General features: G+C 67.4%; 17 protein-coding genes and 1 pseudogene. 10 read left to right on the top strand and 8 right to left on the bottom strand.

Translation table 11 applies throughout. The features are described 5' to 3' along the window. Window positions 1-6: 6 nt before the first annotated feature. Window positions 7-738 (top strand): amino acid ABC transporter ATP-binding protein, encoded by a 732-nt coding sequence (locus IG65_RS0107905; RefSeq protein WP_030514184.1) that lies wholly within the window; start codon window positions 7-9, stop codon window positions 736-738. On the opposite strand, the gene IG65_RS0107910 is transcribed toward IG65_RS0107905, so the two are convergent. Together IG65_RS0107910 and IG65_RS0107915 are read right to left on the bottom strand one after the other, a co-directional pair. Further along, the gene (locus tag IG65_RS0107910; RefSeq protein WP_030514185.1) at window positions 735-1,493 is read right to left on the bottom strand and encodes a glycoside hydrolase family 25 protein; all 759 of its coding nucleotides are present in this window, start codon (window positions 1,491-1,493) and stop codon (window positions 735-737) included. The two genes, IG65_RS0107905 and IG65_RS0107910, sit on opposite strands and share 4 nt — an antisense overlap. A gap of 51 nt (window positions 1,494-1,544) precedes the next feature. Then, window positions 1,545-2,879, bottom strand: a complete 1,335-nt coding sequence (locus tag IG65_RS0107915; RefSeq protein WP_030514186.1) for a glycogen debranching protein — start codon at window positions 2,877-2,879, stop codon at window positions 1,545-1,547. Window positions 2,880-3,213: 334 nt separating this feature from the next. On the opposite strand from IG65_RS0107915, the gene IG65_RS0107920 reads away from it, so the two are divergent. Then, window positions 3,214-3,924, top strand: coding sequence for an SDR family oxidoreductase (locus tag IG65_RS0107920; RefSeq protein ID WP_051755525.1), 711 nt, complete (start codon window positions 3,214-3,216; stop codon window positions 3,922-3,924). A gap of 53 nt (window positions 3,925-3,977) precedes the next feature. After that, a pseudogene (locus IG65_RS0107925) lies at window positions 3,978-4,505 on the top strand (polysaccharide deacetylase family protein); the annotation flags it as partial. A 21-nt stretch (window positions 4,506-4,526) separates the two neighbouring features. Here IG65_RS0107925 and leuS read toward each other — a convergent pair. After that, a complete protein-coding gene (gene leuS, locus IG65_RS0107930) occupies window positions 4,527-7,364 on the bottom strand; it encodes a leucine--tRNA ligase (RefSeq protein ID WP_030514189.1) in 2,838 nt (945 codons plus the stop codon). A 243-nt stretch (window positions 7,365-7,607) separates the two neighbouring features. On the opposite strand from leuS, the gene IG65_RS0107935 reads away from it, so the two are divergent. Both IG65_RS0107935 and IG65_RS0107940 read left to right on the top strand, forming a co-directional pair. Further along, window positions 7,608-8,006, top strand: a complete 399-nt coding sequence (locus IG65_RS0107935; protein WP_231509088.1) for an SdpI family protein — start codon at window positions 7,608-7,610, stop codon at window positions 8,004-8,006. A gap of 25 nt (window positions 8,007-8,031) precedes the next feature. Beyond that, complete coding sequence (locus IG65_RS0107940) at window positions 8,032-8,643, top strand: HAD family hydrolase (protein WP_036523647.1); 612 nt, start codon at window positions 8,032-8,034, stop codon at window positions 8,641-8,643. Window positions 8,644-8,662: 19 nt separating this feature from the next. On the opposite strand, the gene IG65_RS34470 is transcribed toward IG65_RS0107940, so the two are convergent. The 5 genes from IG65_RS34470 to IG65_RS0107965 all read right to left on the bottom strand — a co-directional run bounded on the left by IG65_RS34470 (window position 8,663) and on the right by IG65_RS0107965 (window position 12,931). Next, entirely contained in the window at window positions 8,663-9,052 is a 390-nt protein-coding gene (locus IG65_RS34470) for a cupin domain-containing protein (protein WP_036523650.1), read from the bottom strand. 38 nt (window positions 9,053-9,090) lie between these two features. After that, window positions 9,091-10,440 (bottom strand): NADP-specific glutamate dehydrogenase, encoded by a 1,350-nt coding sequence (gdhA, locus tag IG65_RS0107950; RefSeq protein ID WP_030514193.1) that lies wholly within the window; start codon window positions 10,438-10,440, stop codon window positions 9,091-9,093. Window positions 10,441-10,583: 143 nt separating this feature from the next. Next, window positions 10,584-11,348 carry an ABC transporter permease gene (locus IG65_RS0107955; protein WP_030514194.1) on the bottom strand — a complete coding sequence of 255 codons (765 nt, stop codon included), beginning with the start codon at window positions 11,346-11,348 and terminating at the stop codon, window positions 10,584-10,586. Beyond that, on the bottom strand, window positions 11,345-12,283 hold the full coding sequence (locus IG65_RS0107960; RefSeq protein ID WP_030514195.1) for a daunorubicin resistance protein DrrA family ABC transporter ATP-binding protein: 939 nt from the start codon (window positions 12,281-12,283) through the stop codon (window positions 11,345-11,347). Before IG65_RS0107960 ends, IG65_RS0107955 begins: the two co-directional genes overlap by 4 nt. Window positions 12,284-12,415: 132 nt before the next feature. Next, entirely contained in the window at window positions 12,416-12,931 is a 516-nt protein-coding gene (locus tag IG65_RS0107965; protein ID WP_030514196.1) for an EXLDI protein, read from the bottom strand. A 159-nt stretch (window positions 12,932-13,090) separates the two neighbouring features. Here IG65_RS0107965 and IG65_RS0107970 point away from each other — a divergent pair, with 159 nt between their 5' ends. The 5 genes from IG65_RS0107970 to IG65_RS0107990 all read left to right on the top strand — a co-directional run bounded on the left by IG65_RS0107970 (window position 13,091) and on the right by IG65_RS0107990 (window position 18,154). Beyond that, window positions 13,091-14,773, top strand: a complete 1,683-nt coding sequence (locus tag IG65_RS0107970; RefSeq protein WP_030514197.1) for a thiamine pyrophosphate-binding protein — start codon at window positions 13,091-13,093, stop codon at window positions 14,771-14,773. Further along, entirely contained in the window at window positions 14,770-15,438 is a 669-nt protein-coding gene (locus IG65_RS0107975; RefSeq protein ID WP_030514198.1) for a hypothetical protein, read from the top strand. The genes IG65_RS0107970 and IG65_RS0107975 overlap by 4 nt, the downstream gene beginning before the upstream one ends. A gap of 12 nt (window positions 15,439-15,450) precedes the next feature. Next, entirely contained in the window at window positions 15,451-16,488 is a 1,038-nt protein-coding gene (locus IG65_RS0107980) for a 3-oxoacyl-ACP synthase III family protein (protein WP_051755528.1), read from the top strand. Next, window positions 16,488-17,588: an aminotransferase class I/II-fold pyridoxal phosphate-dependent enzyme gene (locus IG65_RS0107985; RefSeq protein WP_156055526.1), complete on the top strand. Its 1,101-nt coding sequence runs from the start codon at window positions 16,488-16,490 to the stop codon at window positions 17,586-17,588. Before IG65_RS0107980 ends, IG65_RS0107985 begins: the two co-directional genes overlap by 1 nt. An 89-nt stretch (window positions 17,589-17,677) precedes the next feature. Continuing rightward, on the top strand, window positions 17,678-18,154 hold the full coding sequence (locus IG65_RS0107990; RefSeq protein ID WP_030514201.1) for a hypothetical protein: 477 nt from the start codon (window positions 17,678-17,680) through the stop codon (window positions 18,152-18,154). The last annotated feature ends 31 nt before the right edge of the window (window positions 18,155-18,185 follow it).

Consider the following 18,185-nt stretch of genomic DNA (forward strand, 5'->3'; position numbering starts at 1 on the left):
AACGGCGTGCGCACCAGTTCCTCGCTGACCGGCGTCGATCTGCATCTGACCCTGGGCAACAATCAGGTGCTGCGCGGCGTCGACATTCACGTCGATGCCGGGCACACCACCACGGTCATCGGCCCGTCCGGTTCGGGAAAATCCACCCTGTTGCGGGTGCTGAACCGCCTGCACGAGCCCGATTCCGGCGATGTGCTGATCGACGGGGTTTCGGTGCTGGGGGAAAATCCGGATCGGCTGCGCCAGCGCATCGGAATGGTTTTTCAGCATTTCAACCTGTTCCCACACAAGACGGTGGCGGAGAACGTGGCCCTGGGACCGCGGAAATTGCGCGGCCTGAGCAAGGAAGCGGCGCGGGCGCTGGCCCTGGAGCAACTCGAGGCGGTCGGATTGGCGGCGCGCGCCGATACCCGCCCGGCGAATCTGTCCGGCGGACAGCAGCAGCGTGTCGCCATCGCTCGCGCACTGGCGATGAAGCCGGAATTGATGCTGTTCGACGAGGCGACCTCGGCCCTGGACCCGGAATTGGTCAAGGGTGTGCTCTCGTTGATGGCGGATCTGGCTTCCGGCGGTATGACGATGATCGTGGTGACCCACGAAATGGGTTTCGCCCGTTCGGTTTCCGACAGCGTGGTATTCATGGACCAGGGCAAGGTGGTGGAGTCGGGGTCTCCGGACCGCCTCTTCGACGATCCGGAAACCCCACGCCTGCAACAGTTTCTGTCCCAGATCCTCTAACTGCCCGAACTGCTGCCGCTGAACGGCATATTGGCGAACTGCGCGAAATTGCCCTGCGCTCCGCTGTAGACGTTGAGGTCGGTATTGCCCGCGATACCCGGCACACTGCCGGAATCGGTGGTCTGCCAGAAGGTCCACGCCGGCCAGCCGCCGGGCACCTCGGGCTGGGCGTTGCCGCGATAATCGGCGATCCACAGTGGGTACTGGTGGAACTGATCGGAATCGGCCATCGCCGTCTGCCAGAACCGGGGATAGGTGTAGATGATCGGCACCCGGCCGGTCAATGCCTGCACCGTGGTCAGATAGCGATGGGTCCAATCGATCAGTTCCGCCGGGGGCAGCCCGCCGGAATTCTCCATATCGAGGACCGGCGGCAGATCCAGTGGGCCGTTCTGGCCGAGGACGACCGCGGCGTAGAGGGCGGCCTGTGGTTCCGGCGGCAGATCCGGATGGGCGTAGTGATAGGTCCCGCGTGCCACCCCGGCCGCGCGCATCAGCAGGCTGTCGGGGACGAAATAGGGATTGACGTAGTTCAGCCCCTCGGTGGCCTTCACCATGGCGAAGTTGTGCCCGGAGGCCCGGACCGCGAACCAGTCGATCAGACGGCCGTCGATGTGCTGCCAGGACGACACGTCCGGCCCGGTGGGTCCGGCGGAGGCGATACCGGTTGCCGAGAATATGCCGGCAACGGCGAGCAGCGGCAGGGCTGCGGTGAAGCGACGGACTTTCGGACGAGCCACGGTGCGTCGATACATGGCTACGAGAGTAGGCAGCCGAGGCGCTTGTGACCAGTGTTTACGCGTGACTCATCCGAGCCAGTCGAGGACCGCGGCGGCCGTCCACGACTGCTGCATGCTCCCCAGCGGATCCCCGGTGAACGGGTCGTAGTACTCCGCGAAGCTGCCGTCGCCCGCCTGCCGCAAACCTTCCGCACGCAGCATGAAGGACCGTTCGGCCCAGCCGCGGCGGGCGAAGACCCAGGAGAACAGCCAGCTCATCACCGGCCACACCGGCCCGCGCCAATATTCGCGCGGGCGGAAATCCTTCGACACCGGCGAGGTCGAGGGCGGCAGCGCGTAGCGCAGATCGGGGTGGCCGCAGAAGCGTGGCCCCTCGAACAGGCGCAGCAGACTGCGTTCGGTGGCGCGCGGCAGTCCGCCGCACAGCAGCGGCGCGAACATGGCCAGCGTTTCGGTGCCGATCCATTCGTCGGTGCGCAGGTCGAAGTCGCGCGCGGCGCCGGAGCGCGGATCGGCGGTGGCGATCACGCCGGCGCGGAAATAGTCGGCCCACTCGTAGAGCTCGCGCACATCGGCGTGCGGCATGCGGTAGTCCTCCCCGATTCCGGCCAGCACCTCACACGCCAGCGCGAAGACGGCGGTGACGAAGACGTCCTCCACGGCGAAGCTCATCGTCGAGGCCAGTTGGAAATCGTCGTAGCCACACCGACGCATTTGCTCCACGAGCCACAGGTAGCGGTCGTATTCGCGATCGGTGGGACGCTGCGCCGGGTCGACCACGTCGATATCGGCGCGCCGATACGGCGGCAGGTCGCCGACCACCACATTGGCGTAGGCGCGATCCCACCGCGGCGAATTGTCCATCCCGGACTCCCAGCCGTGATACAGGGTGATCCGGCCGTGCTGTTTGGGGTCGCGGGCATGCGCCAGCCAGCGATGCCAGCGCATCAGATCGACCCAGCGCCGATCCAGGAATTCCGCGGCGACCGCCCGGGTGGTGCGGCCGTGGCGCCGGGAGTGGTCGAGAATCCGCTGGACCGCGATCGCGTGCACCGGTGGCTGGGTGATGCCCGACGTGTCGACACCGGCGGGGGCGTTCGCCGCCAGCCGACGGCACTCCCACCGGCTCGGTCCCGGGAAATAGCCGTCCACGCCGTTGGCGAACACGATGTGCGGGATCATCCCGTTGCGCCATTGCGCGGAGAGCAGAGTGTCGAGTTCGACGACAGCGCGCTCCACACTCAACGGGGCCAGGCCGACCGCGACGAAGGCGGCGTCCCAGCTCCACATATGGGGGTAGAGCTTGGGCGCCGCGCTGGTCATGGTCCCCAGATCGTTGCCGCGGAGCAGATAGGCGGCCCGGGCAGCCAGCTGGGTGGGGGTGAAGCCGGGACCGTTCATTTCCCTATTCTGCGACGTCACCTTCAGATATGCGCGGCGCCCGGGCGTCGCGTGCCGCACAGCGGCCGCCGCGGGGGCATGGTCCGGTCCGGTCACCTGTTCGGCAGTGTCCACCCTCATCGCCTCGTTCTGTGTCATGCGCGGTGTCCGTCCCCCGCCCGCCGCTGTGAACCGGTTGCTCGAGTCTGGATTACACCCATCGGCATCGGCTCGCCACCGATGGACGACAGATGTCCGGTCGCGGCGGTGCAATTGTCCGGACCCGCCCGTGCGATCGTCCGCCCGGCCCGGGTGCGTAGCGCTGCGGCGGGCGCGCGGGGTTTACGGTGAGCACATGGCCGCATCTTCGGAAAGCACTGCCGCGCAGGATCTACCGACCGCGCTGATCACCGGCGCCAGCCGGGGATTGGGAGCCGCGATCGCGCGGGAGCTCGCGGGGACGCATCGACTGCTGCTGGGCGCGCGTTCGGCGGAATCGCTGGCGAAGATCCGGACGGAACTTCCCGATGCCGAACCGTGGCCGGTCGATCTGACCGATTACGCCGCGCTGCCCGCGGCGACGGCGCCGATCGACCGTCTGGATGTGCTGGTGCACAACGCGGGCATCGCCGAACTGGGGTCGATCGCCGACTCGTCGGTCGAGCTGTGGCGAAATACGCTGGAAGCCAATCTGATTGCCGTCGCCGAGCTGACCCGGCTGCTGCTGCCCGCCCTGCGCGCCGCCGGCGGCCATGTGGTGCTGATCAATTCGGGTGCCGGGCTGCGCGCCAATCCGCACTGGGGTGTGTACGCCGCGAGCAAATTCGGTCTGCGCGCGTTCGGTGACGCGCTGCGGCTCGAGGAACCGCGCCTGCGTGTCACCTCCGTCCACCCGGGACGCATCGACACCGAGATGCAGCGCGCGATCGTCGCCTCCGAACAGCGGGATTACAACCCCGACGAGTTCTTGACCGCGGCGACGGTCGCCCGGGCCGTCCGCAACGCCGTCGAGACGCCACGCGACGCGCACCCGACCGAGATCGTGCTGCGCCCGATCGCCCGCTGAGTCGGTGCTGTCGGCCGGCCCGAATCGGGCGCCCTCGGCGGTGCCGGCCGACGTATATCCGCTTCGCGCGCGACACCGGCGCCCGCTTCACGTTCTTCGTGACCGGCGCCTACGACTCGTGGACCGTGCACCGGGACGCGCTGCGCCCGCTGGTGGAGTCCGGGCAGATCCAGCTGGGCAATCACACCTGGGATCATCCCGCGCTCACCAAGATCTCCGCCAGCGCCGTCGCCGACCAGCTCCGTCGCACGAAAACGTTCCTGCACAACAACTTCGGCGTGGACGGAACGCCCTATTACCGACCGCCCTACGGGTACCACAACGCCGCGGTGGACCGGGTCGCCGCCGATCTCGGGTATACGGTGCCGACGCTGTGGTTCGGTTCGCTGTCGGACTCCTCGATCGTCACCGAGGACTTTCTGATGCAGATGGCCGCGAAGTACTTCAACCCGCAGGCGATCGTCATCGGTCACGCCAACCATCCGGCCGTCACACACTGCTACGGCCGGTTGGTCGACATCATCCGCGAGCGCCACCTCTCGATGGTCACCCTCGACGACGTGCTGCTGCCGCCGCGCTGAAATGCCCAGCGCGGGAAGGACTTACGCGACGACGTTGACCAGCTTGCCGGGGACCACGATGACCTTGCGCGGGGTCTTGCCGGCCAGGAATTCCAGCAGCTTCTCGTCGGCGAGCGCCGCGGCCTCCACCGCCTTCGCATCGGCGTCCGCCGGTACGCTGACCCGGCTGCGGACCTTGCCGTTGACCTGGATCGGATATTCGACCGAATCCTCCACCAGCAGTGCCGGATCCGCGATCGGGAAGGGCCCGTGCGCCAGCGCCGTGGTGTGGCCCAGGCGTTCCCACAGTTCCTCGGCGATATGCGGGGCCATCGGGGCCAGCATCAGCACCAGCGGTTCCACCACCGCGCGTGGGGCGCCCTGCGGGTACTGCTTGGTCAGATGGTTGGTCAGCTCGATCAGCTTCGCGCCGGCGGTGTTGTCGCGCAGGGCGGCGTAGTCGGCGTCGACCCCGTCGATCGTCTTGTGCAGCAGGCGAAGGGTGGCATCGGCCGGCTCGGCGTCGGTGACCCGCGCGGCCCCGGACTCCTCGTCGACCACCAGGCGCCACACCCGCTGCAGGAAGCGGTGCGCGCCGACGACATCCTTGGTCGCCCAGGGACGCGAGGTGTCCAGCGGGCCCATCGACATCTCGTACAGCCGGAAGGTGTCCGCGCCGTACAGATCGCACATCTCGTCGGGAGAGATGGCGTTCTTCAGCGATTTGCCGATCTTGCCGTACTCCTGGAAGACCTCGATCTCCACGCCGGAGGTGTTCGTCCAGAAGAACTTGCCGTCGCGCTCGACCACCTCGGCGGCCGGGATGTAGGTGCCGCGCTCGTCGGTGTAGGCGAAGGCCTGGATGTAACCCTGGTTGAACAAGCGCCGGTACGGTTCCGGGCCCGACACCTCACCCAGATCGAACAGCACCTTCTGCCAGAACCGCGCGTACAGCAGATGCAGTACAGCGTGTTCCACGCCGCCGACGTACAGATCCACGCCGCCGGGGTCGTTCGCACCGTGTTCAGCCGGGCGCGGGCCCAGCCAGTAGCGCTCGTTCTCCGGCGCGCAGAACGCCTCCGTATTGGTCGGGTCGGTGTAGCGCAGCTGATACCAGGAGCTACCGGCCCACTGCGGCATCACGTTGGTGTCGCGGCGATAGGTCTTCACGCCATCGCCCAGATCCAGTTCGACGGTCACCCAATCGGTGGCCTTGGCCAGCGGCGGCGACGGTTCGGAATCGGCGTCGTCCGGATCGAAGGTGACCGGCGCGAAGTCGCGCACCTCCGGAAGTTCCACCGGCAGCATGGATTCCGGCAGCGGATGCGCCGCACCCTGCTCGTCGTAGACGATCGGGAACGGCTCGCCCCAGTAACGCTGGCGGGCGAACAGCCAGTCGCGCAGTTTGTACTGGATGGTGCCCTTGCCGTGGCCGTCGCGTTCCAGGCGCTCGACGACAGTGGCCTTGGCGGTCTCGACGTCCAGCCCGTTCAGGTAGTCGGAGTTCACCAGCAGGCCGTCGCCCGAATACGCGGACTCCGAGATGTCGCCTCCGGCAATGACTTCCACGATCGGCAGGCCGAACGCCCGCGCGAACTCCCAGTCGCGCTGGTCGTGGCCGGGTACCGCCATGATCGCGCCGGTGCCGTAGCCCGACAGCACATAGTCGGCGATGAAGATCGGCAGCTGCGCCCCGTTGACCGGGTTGGTGGCGTAGGCGCCCAGGAAGACGCCGGTCTTCTCCTTGTTCTCCTGCCGCTCCAGATCGGACTTGGCGGCGATCGACTTGCGGTAGGCCGCAACGGCTTCGGCCGGCGAGGCGGCGTCGAAGGTCCACCGGGGGTCGACGTCGGCGGGCCACTGCGCGACGGCCAGACGGTCCACCAGTTCGTGTTCCGGGGCCAGCACCACATAGCTCGCCCCGAACAGGGTGTCGGGCCGGGTGGTGAAGACCTCGATGTTCTCCCCGTTCGCGCCGAAGGAGACCTCGGCACCACGCGAGCGCCCGATCCAGTTGCGCTGCATGGCCTTCACGTTGTCCGGCCAGTCCAGCAGGTCCAGATCGTCGACCAGGCGGTCGGAGTAGGCGGTGATGCGCATCATCCACTGCCGCAGGCGTTTCCGGAACACCGGGAAGTTGCCGCGCTCACTGCGGCCGTCGGCGGTGACTTCCTCGTTGGCCAGCACGGTGCCCAGTCCGGGGCACCAGTTGACCATCGAATCCGATTGGTAGACCAGGCGATACGAGTCCAGCACCTCGCCCTGTTCGGCGGGCGACAACTCGGCCCACGCGCGACCGTCCGGGGTGGGTCGCTCACCCGCGGCGAATTCGGCCACCAGATCCGCGATCGGGCGGGCCTTGTTCGCCGAGGTGTCGTACCAGGCGTTGTAGATGCGCAGGAAGATCCACTGCGTCCACTTGTAGAACTCGGGGTCGGTGGTCGCGAACGAGCGGCGCCGGTCGTGGCCCAGGCCCAGCCGGTCCAGCTGGCGCTGCATGGTCGCGATATTGGATTCCGTGGTCACCCGCGGATGCGCGCCGGTCTGTACCGCGTACTGCTCGGCGGGCAGGCCGAAGGCGTCGTAACCCAGCGCATGCAGCACGTTGCGGCCGTGCATGCGGTGGTAGCGCGCGAACACATCGGTGGCGATGTAGCCCAGCGGATGGCCGACGTGCAGACCCGCACCCGACGGATACGGGAACATGTCCTGGATGAACAGCTTGTCGGCCGGGGTCTCGCCGGCCAGCGGGCCGACCGGATTCGGCGCGTGGAAGGTGCCGCGCTCCGCCCACACCCGCTGCCATTTGCTCTCCAGGGCGCCGGCCAGTTCCGCGTTGTAGCGGTGGGCGGGCACATCGGTTCCGGGAAGCGTGGGCAGGCTGCTTTCGGGCCCGTCACCCCGGCCGGTCGATGCGCCGGCTGTATCGGTTGCACGAGTGTCCTGCACGGTCCTGCCTTCTTGTCGCCGAGTTCCCCTGGTGAACGTCTGTGGACAACGTCGTCACTCAGGGTAGAGCGTGCGCACGTCAGCACCCAAAAAGGGGTGAGCGGGCCGTTCGCGGCGGCGGCGAGCCCCGCGGGCGCCCGGTTTTGATACCGGAGTACCGTATTCCGGGTGTTCGTGGTCGCGCTCCTCCTGTTTCTGCCGGCGGCCGTGGCCGTTGTCACGGGCGTGCTCGGGCTGACCGGCACCCTGCCACCCAATCGGTTCTTCGGTGTGCACACCGAAGAAGCCCTCCGCACCGAAGAGGCGTATCGCGTGGCCAACCGCGTCGCCGGGCCCACCTCGGTCGGTGCGGGTCTGCTGCTGGCCGCCGCCGGTGCGATCGCGCTGGTCGCGACGGTATGGGTGGGCTTGGCTGCCGCCGCGGTGGCACTGGTCGTGGCCCTGTTCACGCTGGGCGCCGGGGTCAACGCGGCCAACGACGCGATCGCGGGGCTCGCGCCCGCCGAGGTCGGCGGCTGTGGCAACTCCTGCGGTGCGTGCTCACTGCGCGACGCCTGCCAGCCCGCCAATTGATCCGTCCGGCGTCCGGCCGTCCGGTATGACAGGCCCGCTCACGGTCGGCTTCGACCTCGATATGACCTTGATCGACTCGCGTCCCGGCATCCGCGCCTGCTATCGCGAGCTGTCGAGACGCACCGGCACCCCCATCGACAGCGATCTGGTCGTCACCCGCCTCGGGCCGCCGCTGGAGCACGAGCTGGCCAACTGGTTCCCCGCCGACCGCGTCCCGGCGGTGGCCGATATGTATCGGGCCATGTATCCGGATTTCGCGATCACCGGCACGGTGGAACTGCCCGGCGCCCGCGCGGCGACAGCGGCGGTCCGGGCGCTGGGCGGCCGCGTGATCGTGGTCACCGGAAAATACGAACCCAACGCCAAATTGCACCTCACCCACCTCGACATTCCGGCCGACGCCGTGATCGGCGACCTGTGGGCCGAACAGAAGGCCCAGGCCCTGCGCGACCACGAGGCGAGCGTGTACGTCGGTGACCACATCGGCGATATGCGCGGCGCCCGCACGGCGTCGGCGTATGCGGTCGGGGTGACCAGCGGTCCGTGTGACGCGGCGCAGCTGCGGGCCGCCGGTGCCGATGTCGTCCTGCGCGATCTCACCGAATTCCCCGGCCTGCTGCGCGAGCTCGCGAGCTGATACCAGGCAGGCGCACGTCCTATCGTCGGTCCGGGTCGCACTCCGGTGCGGGGATCGAGCGGGAGAGCGGCCTACCGGCCGGGAGGACGTAGAACACCGTGAGCCGCAAGGGTTTTCGCGTGCGGTTGCGGGCGGTGTGGGCGTGGGCGGCGCCGGCGGGCTCGCGGAATATCCGCCCCGGGCGATAGGCGACCGGGACGCAGTCGGTGCCGGGATGGTCGAGAGTGCTGCCGGTGACCAGGACGAACAGCGTGCCGTCGTGATAGTGCCAACCACTGTCACCGCCCGGTTCGACGATCGTCTGCCGGAGCAGGAACTGCCACCGCGCCACCCCCAGCCGCATCAGCACCCGGCTGCGCGTACCGACGGCCGGCGGCGGATTGGGCTGGAAACGTCGAGGCACGGGCATATCCCGATGATGGCCTACAGCAGCGGTCCCGCCGAGCCCTAGACGATCCCCAGTGCCAGCATCGCGTCGGCGACCTGGGTGAAACCGGCGATGTTCGCACCGGCGACGTAATCGCCCGGGGTCCCGTACTCTTCGGCGGTCTCGAGGCAGCGGTCGTGGATGCCGCGCATGATCGTCTCGAGGCGCTGTTCGGTGTGTTCGAAGCTCCACGAATCGCGGGAAGCGTTCTGCTGCATCTCGAGTGCGCTGGTGGCCACCCCGCCCGCATTGGCGGCCTTGCCCGGTGCGAAGGTCACGCCCGCGTCGACCAGCAACCGGGATGCCTCGGGGGTGCAGGGCATATTGGCGCCTTCGACCACGATGGCGCAGCCGTTCTCGATCAACCGGCGGGCATCGCTGCCGTTGAGTTCGTTCTGCGTCGCACAGGGCAGCGCGATATCGCAGGGCACCGCCCAGATCGAGCCGGAATCCACGAAATACGCCGAGCCACGGGCGATGTCGGGATATTCGTGGATGCGCCCGCGCCGGTCGTGCTTGATCTCCTTGAGCAGTTCGAGATCGATACCCTTGTCGTCGACGATGTAGCCCGAGGAGTCCGAACAGGCGACGACGGTGCCGCCCAGTTGGTGCACCTTCTCCACGGCGTAGATGGCGACGTTGCCCGAGCCGGAGATCACCACGCGTTTGCCCTCGAAGCTGTCGCCGCGCCGGTCGAGGATCTGTTCGGTGAAGAAGACGGTGCCGTATCCGGTCGCCTCGGGGCGTACCTGCGAGCCACCCCAGCTCAGCCCCTTGCCGGTGAGCACGCCGGATTCGTAGCGGTTGGTGATGCGTTTGTACTGGCCGAACAGATAGCCGATCTCGCGCCCGCCCACGCCGATATCACCGGCCGGAACGTCGGTGTGCTCGCCGATATGCCGGTAGAGCTCGGTCATGAAGGACTGGCAGAAGCGCATCACCTCCGCGTCCGACCGCCCCTTCGGGTCGAAATCCGAACCACCCTTACCGCCGCCGATCGGCATTCCGGTGAGCGCGTTCTTGAAGATCTGCTCGAATCCCAGGAATTTGACGATGCCCAGATAGACCGACGGATGGAACCGCAGGCCGCCTTTGTAGGGGCCGAGCGCGGAGTTGAACTCGACCCGGAAACCGCGGTTGATCTGCACCGTGCCGCTGTCGTCGACCCACGGCACGCGGAAGATGATCTGCCGCTCGGGCTCGCACAACCGCCGGATCACCGCCGCGTCGACGTACTGGGGATGTTTGGCGACGACCGGTCCGAGGCTGTCGAGGACCTCGCGCACGGCCTGGTGGAATTCCGATTCACCGGGGTTGCGCTGCAGTACCTCGGCATAGATGTCCTGCAGCTTCTCGTCCAGGGCGGCCATGGACGCACTCCTTCCGGTCGTCGACTGCGCCGACGGCCCGGGCCGGATGGCACCGGCCCGGGCCCGATCGGCCTCGTTCCTACGTTCTCACGCGAGGACGACGGGGTTTCGACCGGTATGTCCGTTAATCACTGGGTGGTAGCTCAGTTGGTCTTGCGGCGGAACAGCGAGCGCGACCAGAGATAACCGACCACCGCGAAGCCGACGCACCAGGCCACCGCCGCGATGCCGTTGCCTCCGATGGCCGTGCCCATGAGCAGTCCGCGCAGCGTTTCGGTCAGGGGCGTGAAGGGCTGGTACTCGGCGAATTGCCGGACACCGGCGGGCATGGTGTCGGTGGGAGCCAGGCCGCTGCCGAGAAAGGGGAGGAAGATCAGCGGAGTCGGGGTATTGCTCGCGCTCTCCGGTGTTTTGGCGGCCAATCCGAAACCCACTCCGAGCCATGCCAATCCGAAGATCACCAGGGCGATGAGGCCGAAGGCGGCGAGCCATTCCACGACGGTGGCATCGGGACGGAAGCCGATGAGCGCCGCGACTGCGACCATCAGGCCGACACCCAGCACGCCTTGGATCACGGTCCCGGCGACCTGGCCGGTGAGGATCGAGGAATGTGCCATGGGCATGGTCCGGAACCGGTTCACGATGCCCTTGGTCATATCCGAGGCGATGGCCACCGCGACCCCGACCACCAGATAGGCCGGAATGATCAGCATCATGCCGGGGACCAGGTAGTCGATGTAACTGCCGCCGGTGGCTTTCTCCAGTGCGCCACCGAAGATGTAGTTGAACATCAGCAACATCACCAGCGGCATGATGAACATGCTGATCGTCATGCCGGGATAACGCTTGGCGTGCACCAGGTTCCGGCGCAGCATCGTGCGGGAGTCGGCGAGGGTGTGCGTGGTCATCGTGCGGATTCCTTCTCGGGTGCGGTGCGGCCGGTGAGGGTGAGGAAGACGTCGTCGAGATCGGGGGTGTGCACCGACAGGCTTTCGGGCTCGATGCGGGCGCGGCCGAGCCGGTCCAGAACGTCGCGCAGCGAGGCGACGCCGCCGTCGCTTGGCACCGCCAGGGTCGAGTCCGTGGTCGTTCCACCGAGTAGTTCGGCGGCGCTGCGCAGCTGTTCCTCGTCGCCGAAGGTCAGGCGGATATGTCCGCCCGGCACAAGGCGTTTCAGCTGTTCGGGCGTGCCCTCGGCGACGATGTGGCCGTGGTCGAGCACCGCGATCCGATGCGCGAGCTGGTCGGCCTCCTCCAGATACTGGGTGGTGAGGAAGATGGTGACGCCGTCGGCGACCAGTTCGCGGATGATGTCCCACATCCCGCGCCGGCTGCGTGGATCGAGGCCGACCGTGGGTTCGTCGAGGAAGATGATGCGCGGCTCGCCGACCAGGGTCATCGCCAGGTCGAGCCGGCGCGTCATACCGCCGGAGTAGCTCCCGGCCACCTTGTCGGCGGCGTCCAGCAGGTCGAAGCGGGTCAGCAGGTCGTCGGCGATGCGCCGGCCCTCGCCACGGGGCAGATGGTGCAGATCCGCCATCAGCAGCAGGTTCTCGCGGCCGGTGAGCAGTTCGTCGACCGCCGAGAACTGCCCGGTCACGCCGATGGCGGTGCGGACGGCATCGGGTTCGGTGACCGGGTCGTGGCCCCCGACGCGCAGGTTGCCGTCGTCGGGCCGGGTCAGGGTGGCGAGGATGTGGACGGTGGTGGTCTTGCCGGCGCCGTTGGGGCCGAGCAGCGCGAAGATCCTGCCCTCCGGGACAGTGAGATCGATACCGTCCAGCACCACGTGGTCGGCGAACGATTTCCGCAGACCGGTGACCGATATGGCCGGTGAACTCATGGTCGTCCTTTCATAATAAGATTGCGATGAATGCATGCGTCGACCGAGCCGTGTCCGCGGGATTTCGGCGGACAAGGTGGGTCGATATCGAGTTGTCGTGCGGCCGAGGCTAGTTCGGCTCGAAGTGGTCGATCAGATGTCGAGATCCTCGATCTGCGGATGCTCGGTCAGGTCGCTGATGCGGTTGTACAGCTTGTCGGGAACCCTGCCTTTCAGGTCGGCCGGTGAGTCGTAGATGTCCATGGTGAATTCGCCCCAGTCCGGATCGGTGACGCCGAGCATCCGCCGCCAATTGGTCAGATCCTTCAGCCAGTTCGTGTCGGTCGGGTAGTCGGTCCATTCCGAACGCTGCCGGTGCAGCACGAATTTGCCCTTGCGCGTGCGGAATACGCGAATGCGCTCGAAACGCTCGTCGCCCATATCGCTCGACTCGGTGAGCAGCACCCCCGAGAATCGCACCTGCCGGGCGCCGTTGTGGCCGACGCGCAGGACGATCTCGTCGAATCCCTGCAGCCGCCCCTCCTCCAGCTCGATGTATCGGCGCAGTGCCGTCACGATCGCACCCGAGAGATTGCCGCCGACCAGCTCCTGCGCGCGCTGGAACAGGGGGAGATCGTCGTCGGAGACATACACGGTCTTGTTCGGCATGGCCCAACTATACGTAGATGTATACGCACAAACAAGAGGATCCTTTTGCGAAGGCGCGCGGGAACGGTGAACCGGTCGGGTGCGTGCTTCGTATCCCCGCTGAGTGCGTTCGGTCCGGCAGCGCGGCCGGCTTCGGAACCCATACGGGAAGGAGCGGCGATGCCGTCACGACTGGTCGACTACCTGGTGCAGGCCGTATCGGACATGGGAGTGCGACACATCTTCGGCGTCGACGGCGCCAACATCGAAGATCTCTACGACGCGGCCTACGACGCCTCGGACCGGATCACGGCGGTGGTGGCCAAACACGAATTCGCCGCCGCAACCATGGCCGACGGTTATGCCCGTTCCACCGCGGGTCTCGGCGTCGTCTGCGCGACCTCCGGTGGTGGAGCGATGAATCTCGTTGCCGGACTGGCGGAATCGCACGCCTCCCGGGTGCCCGTGCTCGCGTTGGTGGGGCAGGCGCCGACCGGCCTCGAAGGTAAAGGCGCCTTCCAGGATTCCAGCGGCCGAGCCGGAACCTTCGACGCCGCCGAACTTTTCGACACGATCGCGCTGTATTGCGCACGGGTGGAGACGCCCGCCTCGCTTCCGGACCATCTCTCGCGCGCCGTCGCGGCCGCCCGAGCGGGCGGACCGGCGGTTCTGCTGCTGCCCAAGGATGTTCAGCAGGCCGAACTTCGCGCCGGCCCGTTCGTCGCACCGCGTCCGGTACACGGCCGGGACGACGCCGGTATCGAGCGGCTCCTGGAGGGGCTGCGGGCGGCCCGGGCGGTCGGCAAGGTCGTGATCATCGCGGGCGCGCAGGTCGCCCGCGACGATGCTCGTGCCGAACTGCGTGATCTGGCAGCGGTTCTCGACGCCGGGGTCGGCGTCGCGCCGGACGCCAAGGATGTGTACGACTGCACCGAACAAGGATTTCTCGGTGTCGCCGGAAGTATGGGCCATACCGAACTGGCCGACGCCCTGCACGGCAGCGCCCTGTGCCTGCTGGTCGGCACCCGGATGCCGGTCACCGCGCGCGCCGGACTGGAATCGGTGCTCGGCGCGTCGACGGCGTCGGTCGGCGGCGAGCCGCCCTACCTCCCCGCGGTTCACGCCACCAGCACCGATCTGGCCGCCACACTCCGCGAACTCACGTCGGCGCTGAGTGCCGGCGCGGGCCGGGTGCACCGGGTGGATCCCCGGCGCCCGCGGACGCCGGACCCGCTGCCGGTGCCGCCCGCGGACGGACCGGGCCTGCGCTATCGCGACATCGTCGAAACACTCAACGGCACACTGCATTCCGATACCGATGTCTTCGCCGACGCGGGCAATACCGGGGCATCGGTGGTGCATCATCTCCGCCCGCCACGCGAAGGCCGCTTCGTCGTCGCCCTCGGTATGGGCGGTATGGGCTACGCCTTCGGCGCCGCCATCGGGTCCTGTTTCGCCCGCCGGCTCCGCGACGACGGGACCGAGCGGCGCACCGTGGTCGTGGCCGGCGACGGCGCCTTCTACATGCACGGCATGGAGATCCACACCGCGATCCAGTACGGGCTGCCGGTGACCTTCGTCGTACTCGACAATTCCGCGCATGCCATGTGCGTGACCCGGGAGCAACTGTTCTACGGAGATCGCTACAGCTTCAACAGATTCCACAAGGCACATCTGGGAGCCGGCATGGCGGCGATGTTCCCGGATCTGCCCTCCTTCTCGCCGGCGACGCCGGCCGAGCTCGCGACAGTGCTGTCGTACTGCCTGGAAACGCCCGGGCCCTCGTTCGTTTCCATCGATTGCGATCCCGACGAGATACCGCCGTTCATCCCCTTCCTGTCCGCATCGAGGAGGAATCCGTGACCATCAGCACCCCACCCGCTCTCAGCGATATTCCCGATCTTCCGCACCGCGCAATTCCCGGGTTGTTGCGCATCGAGAATTCCGATCGCGAGGAGACCACGCCGATCATCATGGATATGCTGCGCTCGGTCTATCCCCACGACCAGATCTTCGGCCAATTCTGCCCGGTGCAGGACTATATCGCCGCACCCCCGCGCGAACTGTACGAATACCTCTCGCACACACAGAGTTTGGAGGAGTGGACCTACAGTCTGCGCGGATTCACCGAAACCGCCACCCCGGGGCTGTGGGAATCCTACGACCGGCTGGGCAAGGACACCCGGATCTTCACGCGCACCGAGGCCAATCCGGATGCTATGACCGTGGATTACCACTGTGCGTGGGATCAGGGTGAACACCTGTGGATGATCTATCTGATGCGGGTCGTCGACGCCCAGGTGGTGTTGAACAAGCCCGGATCGGTGGTGCTGTGGACCAATTGCCGGCACCCGTTCTACGACGCGAATCCCTATCCCGACAAGGCCCCGGCGGACCGCAAGGTCTGGGTCGGCGATTTCTGGGAGATGTTCTCCGCCGGACACCGGCTGGAGCTGGACAACCTGAAAGCGATCGCCGAATACCGTGCCGCGCACGGACTTCCGATCACCCCCGAGTGGATGAAGTGAGGATACGCCGAGATGGATTTCACCGATCCCGCCCTGCGGCTGGCACCGGTCAGTCTGGTCGATGTGGCCTGCTATCTGCCGGGTGAGCCGGTAGGTACCGAATACTTCACGCAATTCTCGCGTTCGGAGCGGATGGCGAAGAACGTCATGTTCCGCGCGCCGCACGGTCGCCACCACAAGGGCCGCGACGAAACCGCCGTGGATATGGTCGAACGCGCGGTCGCGCCGCTGATCGAACGGCACGGCGCCGGCACGCTCGCCGATATCGACGTGCTGCTCACCCATACTCAGCTCCCCGACAATCCGGTCATGGGCGCCGGGCCGGAGGTCGCGCGGCGGCTGGGGATGAATCCGAAATGGGTGTTCGACGTGCACAACGGCGGCTGCGCGGCATTCATCCACATGATGATGCTGGCCCGGATGATTCTGCAGACGACCGACGCCCGCACCGCCCTGATCGCGACGACGCAGAACACCGCGGGTCCGGTCTTCACCCAGACCGAGATTCGCAAACTCGCGCAGGCGCCGGTGCCGGGGGACGGCTGCGGGGTGGGATTGCTGGTCAAGGACAACAGTGCGCCGATCCTCGATATCGAATGCCGCACCTTCCCGGAATTCGCCGGGGATATGGATTTCTCTACCGGCTCCGAACGCAAGTACTGGGAGCCCGGGGAAGGACAGGGCTGCGTGAGTTTCACCGAATCGAAGGTGACCAAGGTCTTCGCGCGCGGCAACCGGCTGGTCCCGGAACTCGCCCTCGCGGTATGCGACCGCATCGGCGTGAAAGGCCGCGATATCGACACCTTCGTCACCAATCAGCCGAATCGGCTGTTCCTGCGGAACTGGCACGATGCGCTGGAACTGCCCGCGGAACGGCATCCGGATTCCTTCGATCGGTGCGGAAATCTGTTCGCCGCCGGCATTCCGGTGACCCTGGATATCGAGAACCGGGCCGGCCGGTTGCGCAACGGGTCGGTGGTGCTGCTGGCGGCCTTCGCCCATGCCGGGGATTTCGCGGCCGCGGCCGCGGTGCGCTGGGGTGCGGCGTGATGGACTCGTCCGCCCGTGAACCGGCGGTGACGCAGCCGATACCGCCGCCGCGGTTCGATCTGACACTCAGCGAAAACCCCTTTCCGCCACTGCCTTCGGTGCTCGCGGTGGTGAACGAGGCGATTCGCGGCGCCAATCGGTATCCGGAATTCGTGCCCCGGCGGCTGCCGGCCGTGATCGCCGCGCACCTCGGCGTCGACCCCGATCAGGTGGTCGTCGGCGCGGGGGCGACCGGTGTGGTGCTGCAGATCATGCAGGCGGTCTCGGGGCCGGGGCGGCGCATGGTGTTCGCGACTCCGACCTTCGACGGCTATCCGATCATGGCCGCCATGGCGGGTCTGGACGTCGTGGGAGTTCCCCTGGATGCGAGCGGACGGCAGCGGCTGACGGCGATGGCCCGGGCGGTGGACGAGCGCACGGCACTGGTCGCGATCTGCCGCCCCCACAATCCGACCGGGACCGTGGTGCCCGCCGCGGAGCTGAAGGCTTTCCTGTTCGGTGTGCCGCGGCATGTTCCGGTGATCCTGGACGAGGCGTACGTGGAATTCCTGGCCGATGCCGAAACGATCGACCCCTGCGAACTCGTCGCGCACTATCCCAACCTCCTTGTGTTGCGCACCTTTTCGAAGGCGTACGGCCTGGCAGGACTGCGTATCGGCTATGCGTTCGGCGCGCCGGAACTGATCGCGCGGGTGCGGCGACTGCAGCTTCCGTTCGGCATGCCCGACTACGCCGCCGCCGCCGTGCGCGCCTGCTATGCCGCCTCGGCGGAGCTCGCCGAACGGATCGCCGATATCACCGCCGAACGCGAACTGCTGCGAACCGCTTTGCGGCACAGGGGTTTCGCCGTGCCGTGCAGCCGCGGCAACTTTCTCTACCTGCCCGGGGCCGCGGCCCACGAGACGCTGGCGGGCGCGGGGATCGCGGCCAAGGGCTACCCCGACGGCAGTGCGCGGATCGCGGTCGGTGATCCGCGTGCCGATGCCGCGGTACTGCACGCCTTCGGCGGCCGTGCCGAGCCGGTGCCTCGGCCGCGCCCGTCGCCCGTGCATGCCGCGGGGGATCGGTGCGCCGACCTTCCGGTCAGAGTGGGGTGGTAAATTTTCTAGCATCGCTAGACAAACTAGTCGAACTCATCTACTGTTGCCACAGAAGCTAGCAACGCTAGATGATGACTAGGAGTCTTCCCATGCTGACCACATCCGCGCAGGTGCTCACCGTGCTGGCCGTTCTCACCAACGCCATCGTCTACGGCACCGATGTCGCCGCCACCCTCATCTTCCGACCCGTCTATCGCAAACTCGACGACGCGACGATGACCGTCTCGGCCGGATGGGGGCACTACTACGGCGACCGGCGAATGCCCTTCGCCGGCGCCGGTGGGGTGATCAGCACCGTGCTCGCCGTCGTCATCGCGGTCGTGGCGGGGGCCACCGGTGCCGCGGTGGCGGCCGGGATCGCGCTGCTGGCGCTGCTGAGCTGGCTCGGCCTCTACGCGCGGATCGCCAAGCCGATCAACACCGCCCAGACGCACGCGGCGCAGACCGGCGTCATCCCCGCCGATGCCCGTGCGCTGCAGGACAAATGGGAGAGCATCCTCGGTTACCGGGTCGGCCTGCAGGCGCTCGCCCTCGCCGCCCTGTGCACCACCCTCGTCCTGCTGTGAAGCCGAGCCGCGGCGCGCAACAGCGCGCCGC

Source organism: Nocardia sp. NRRL WC-3656 (assembly GCF_000720265.1).
In the GTDB taxonomy this organism is placed as follows: Bacteria; Actinomycetota; Actinomycetes; order Mycobacteriales; family Mycobacteriaceae; genus Nocardia; species Nocardia nova.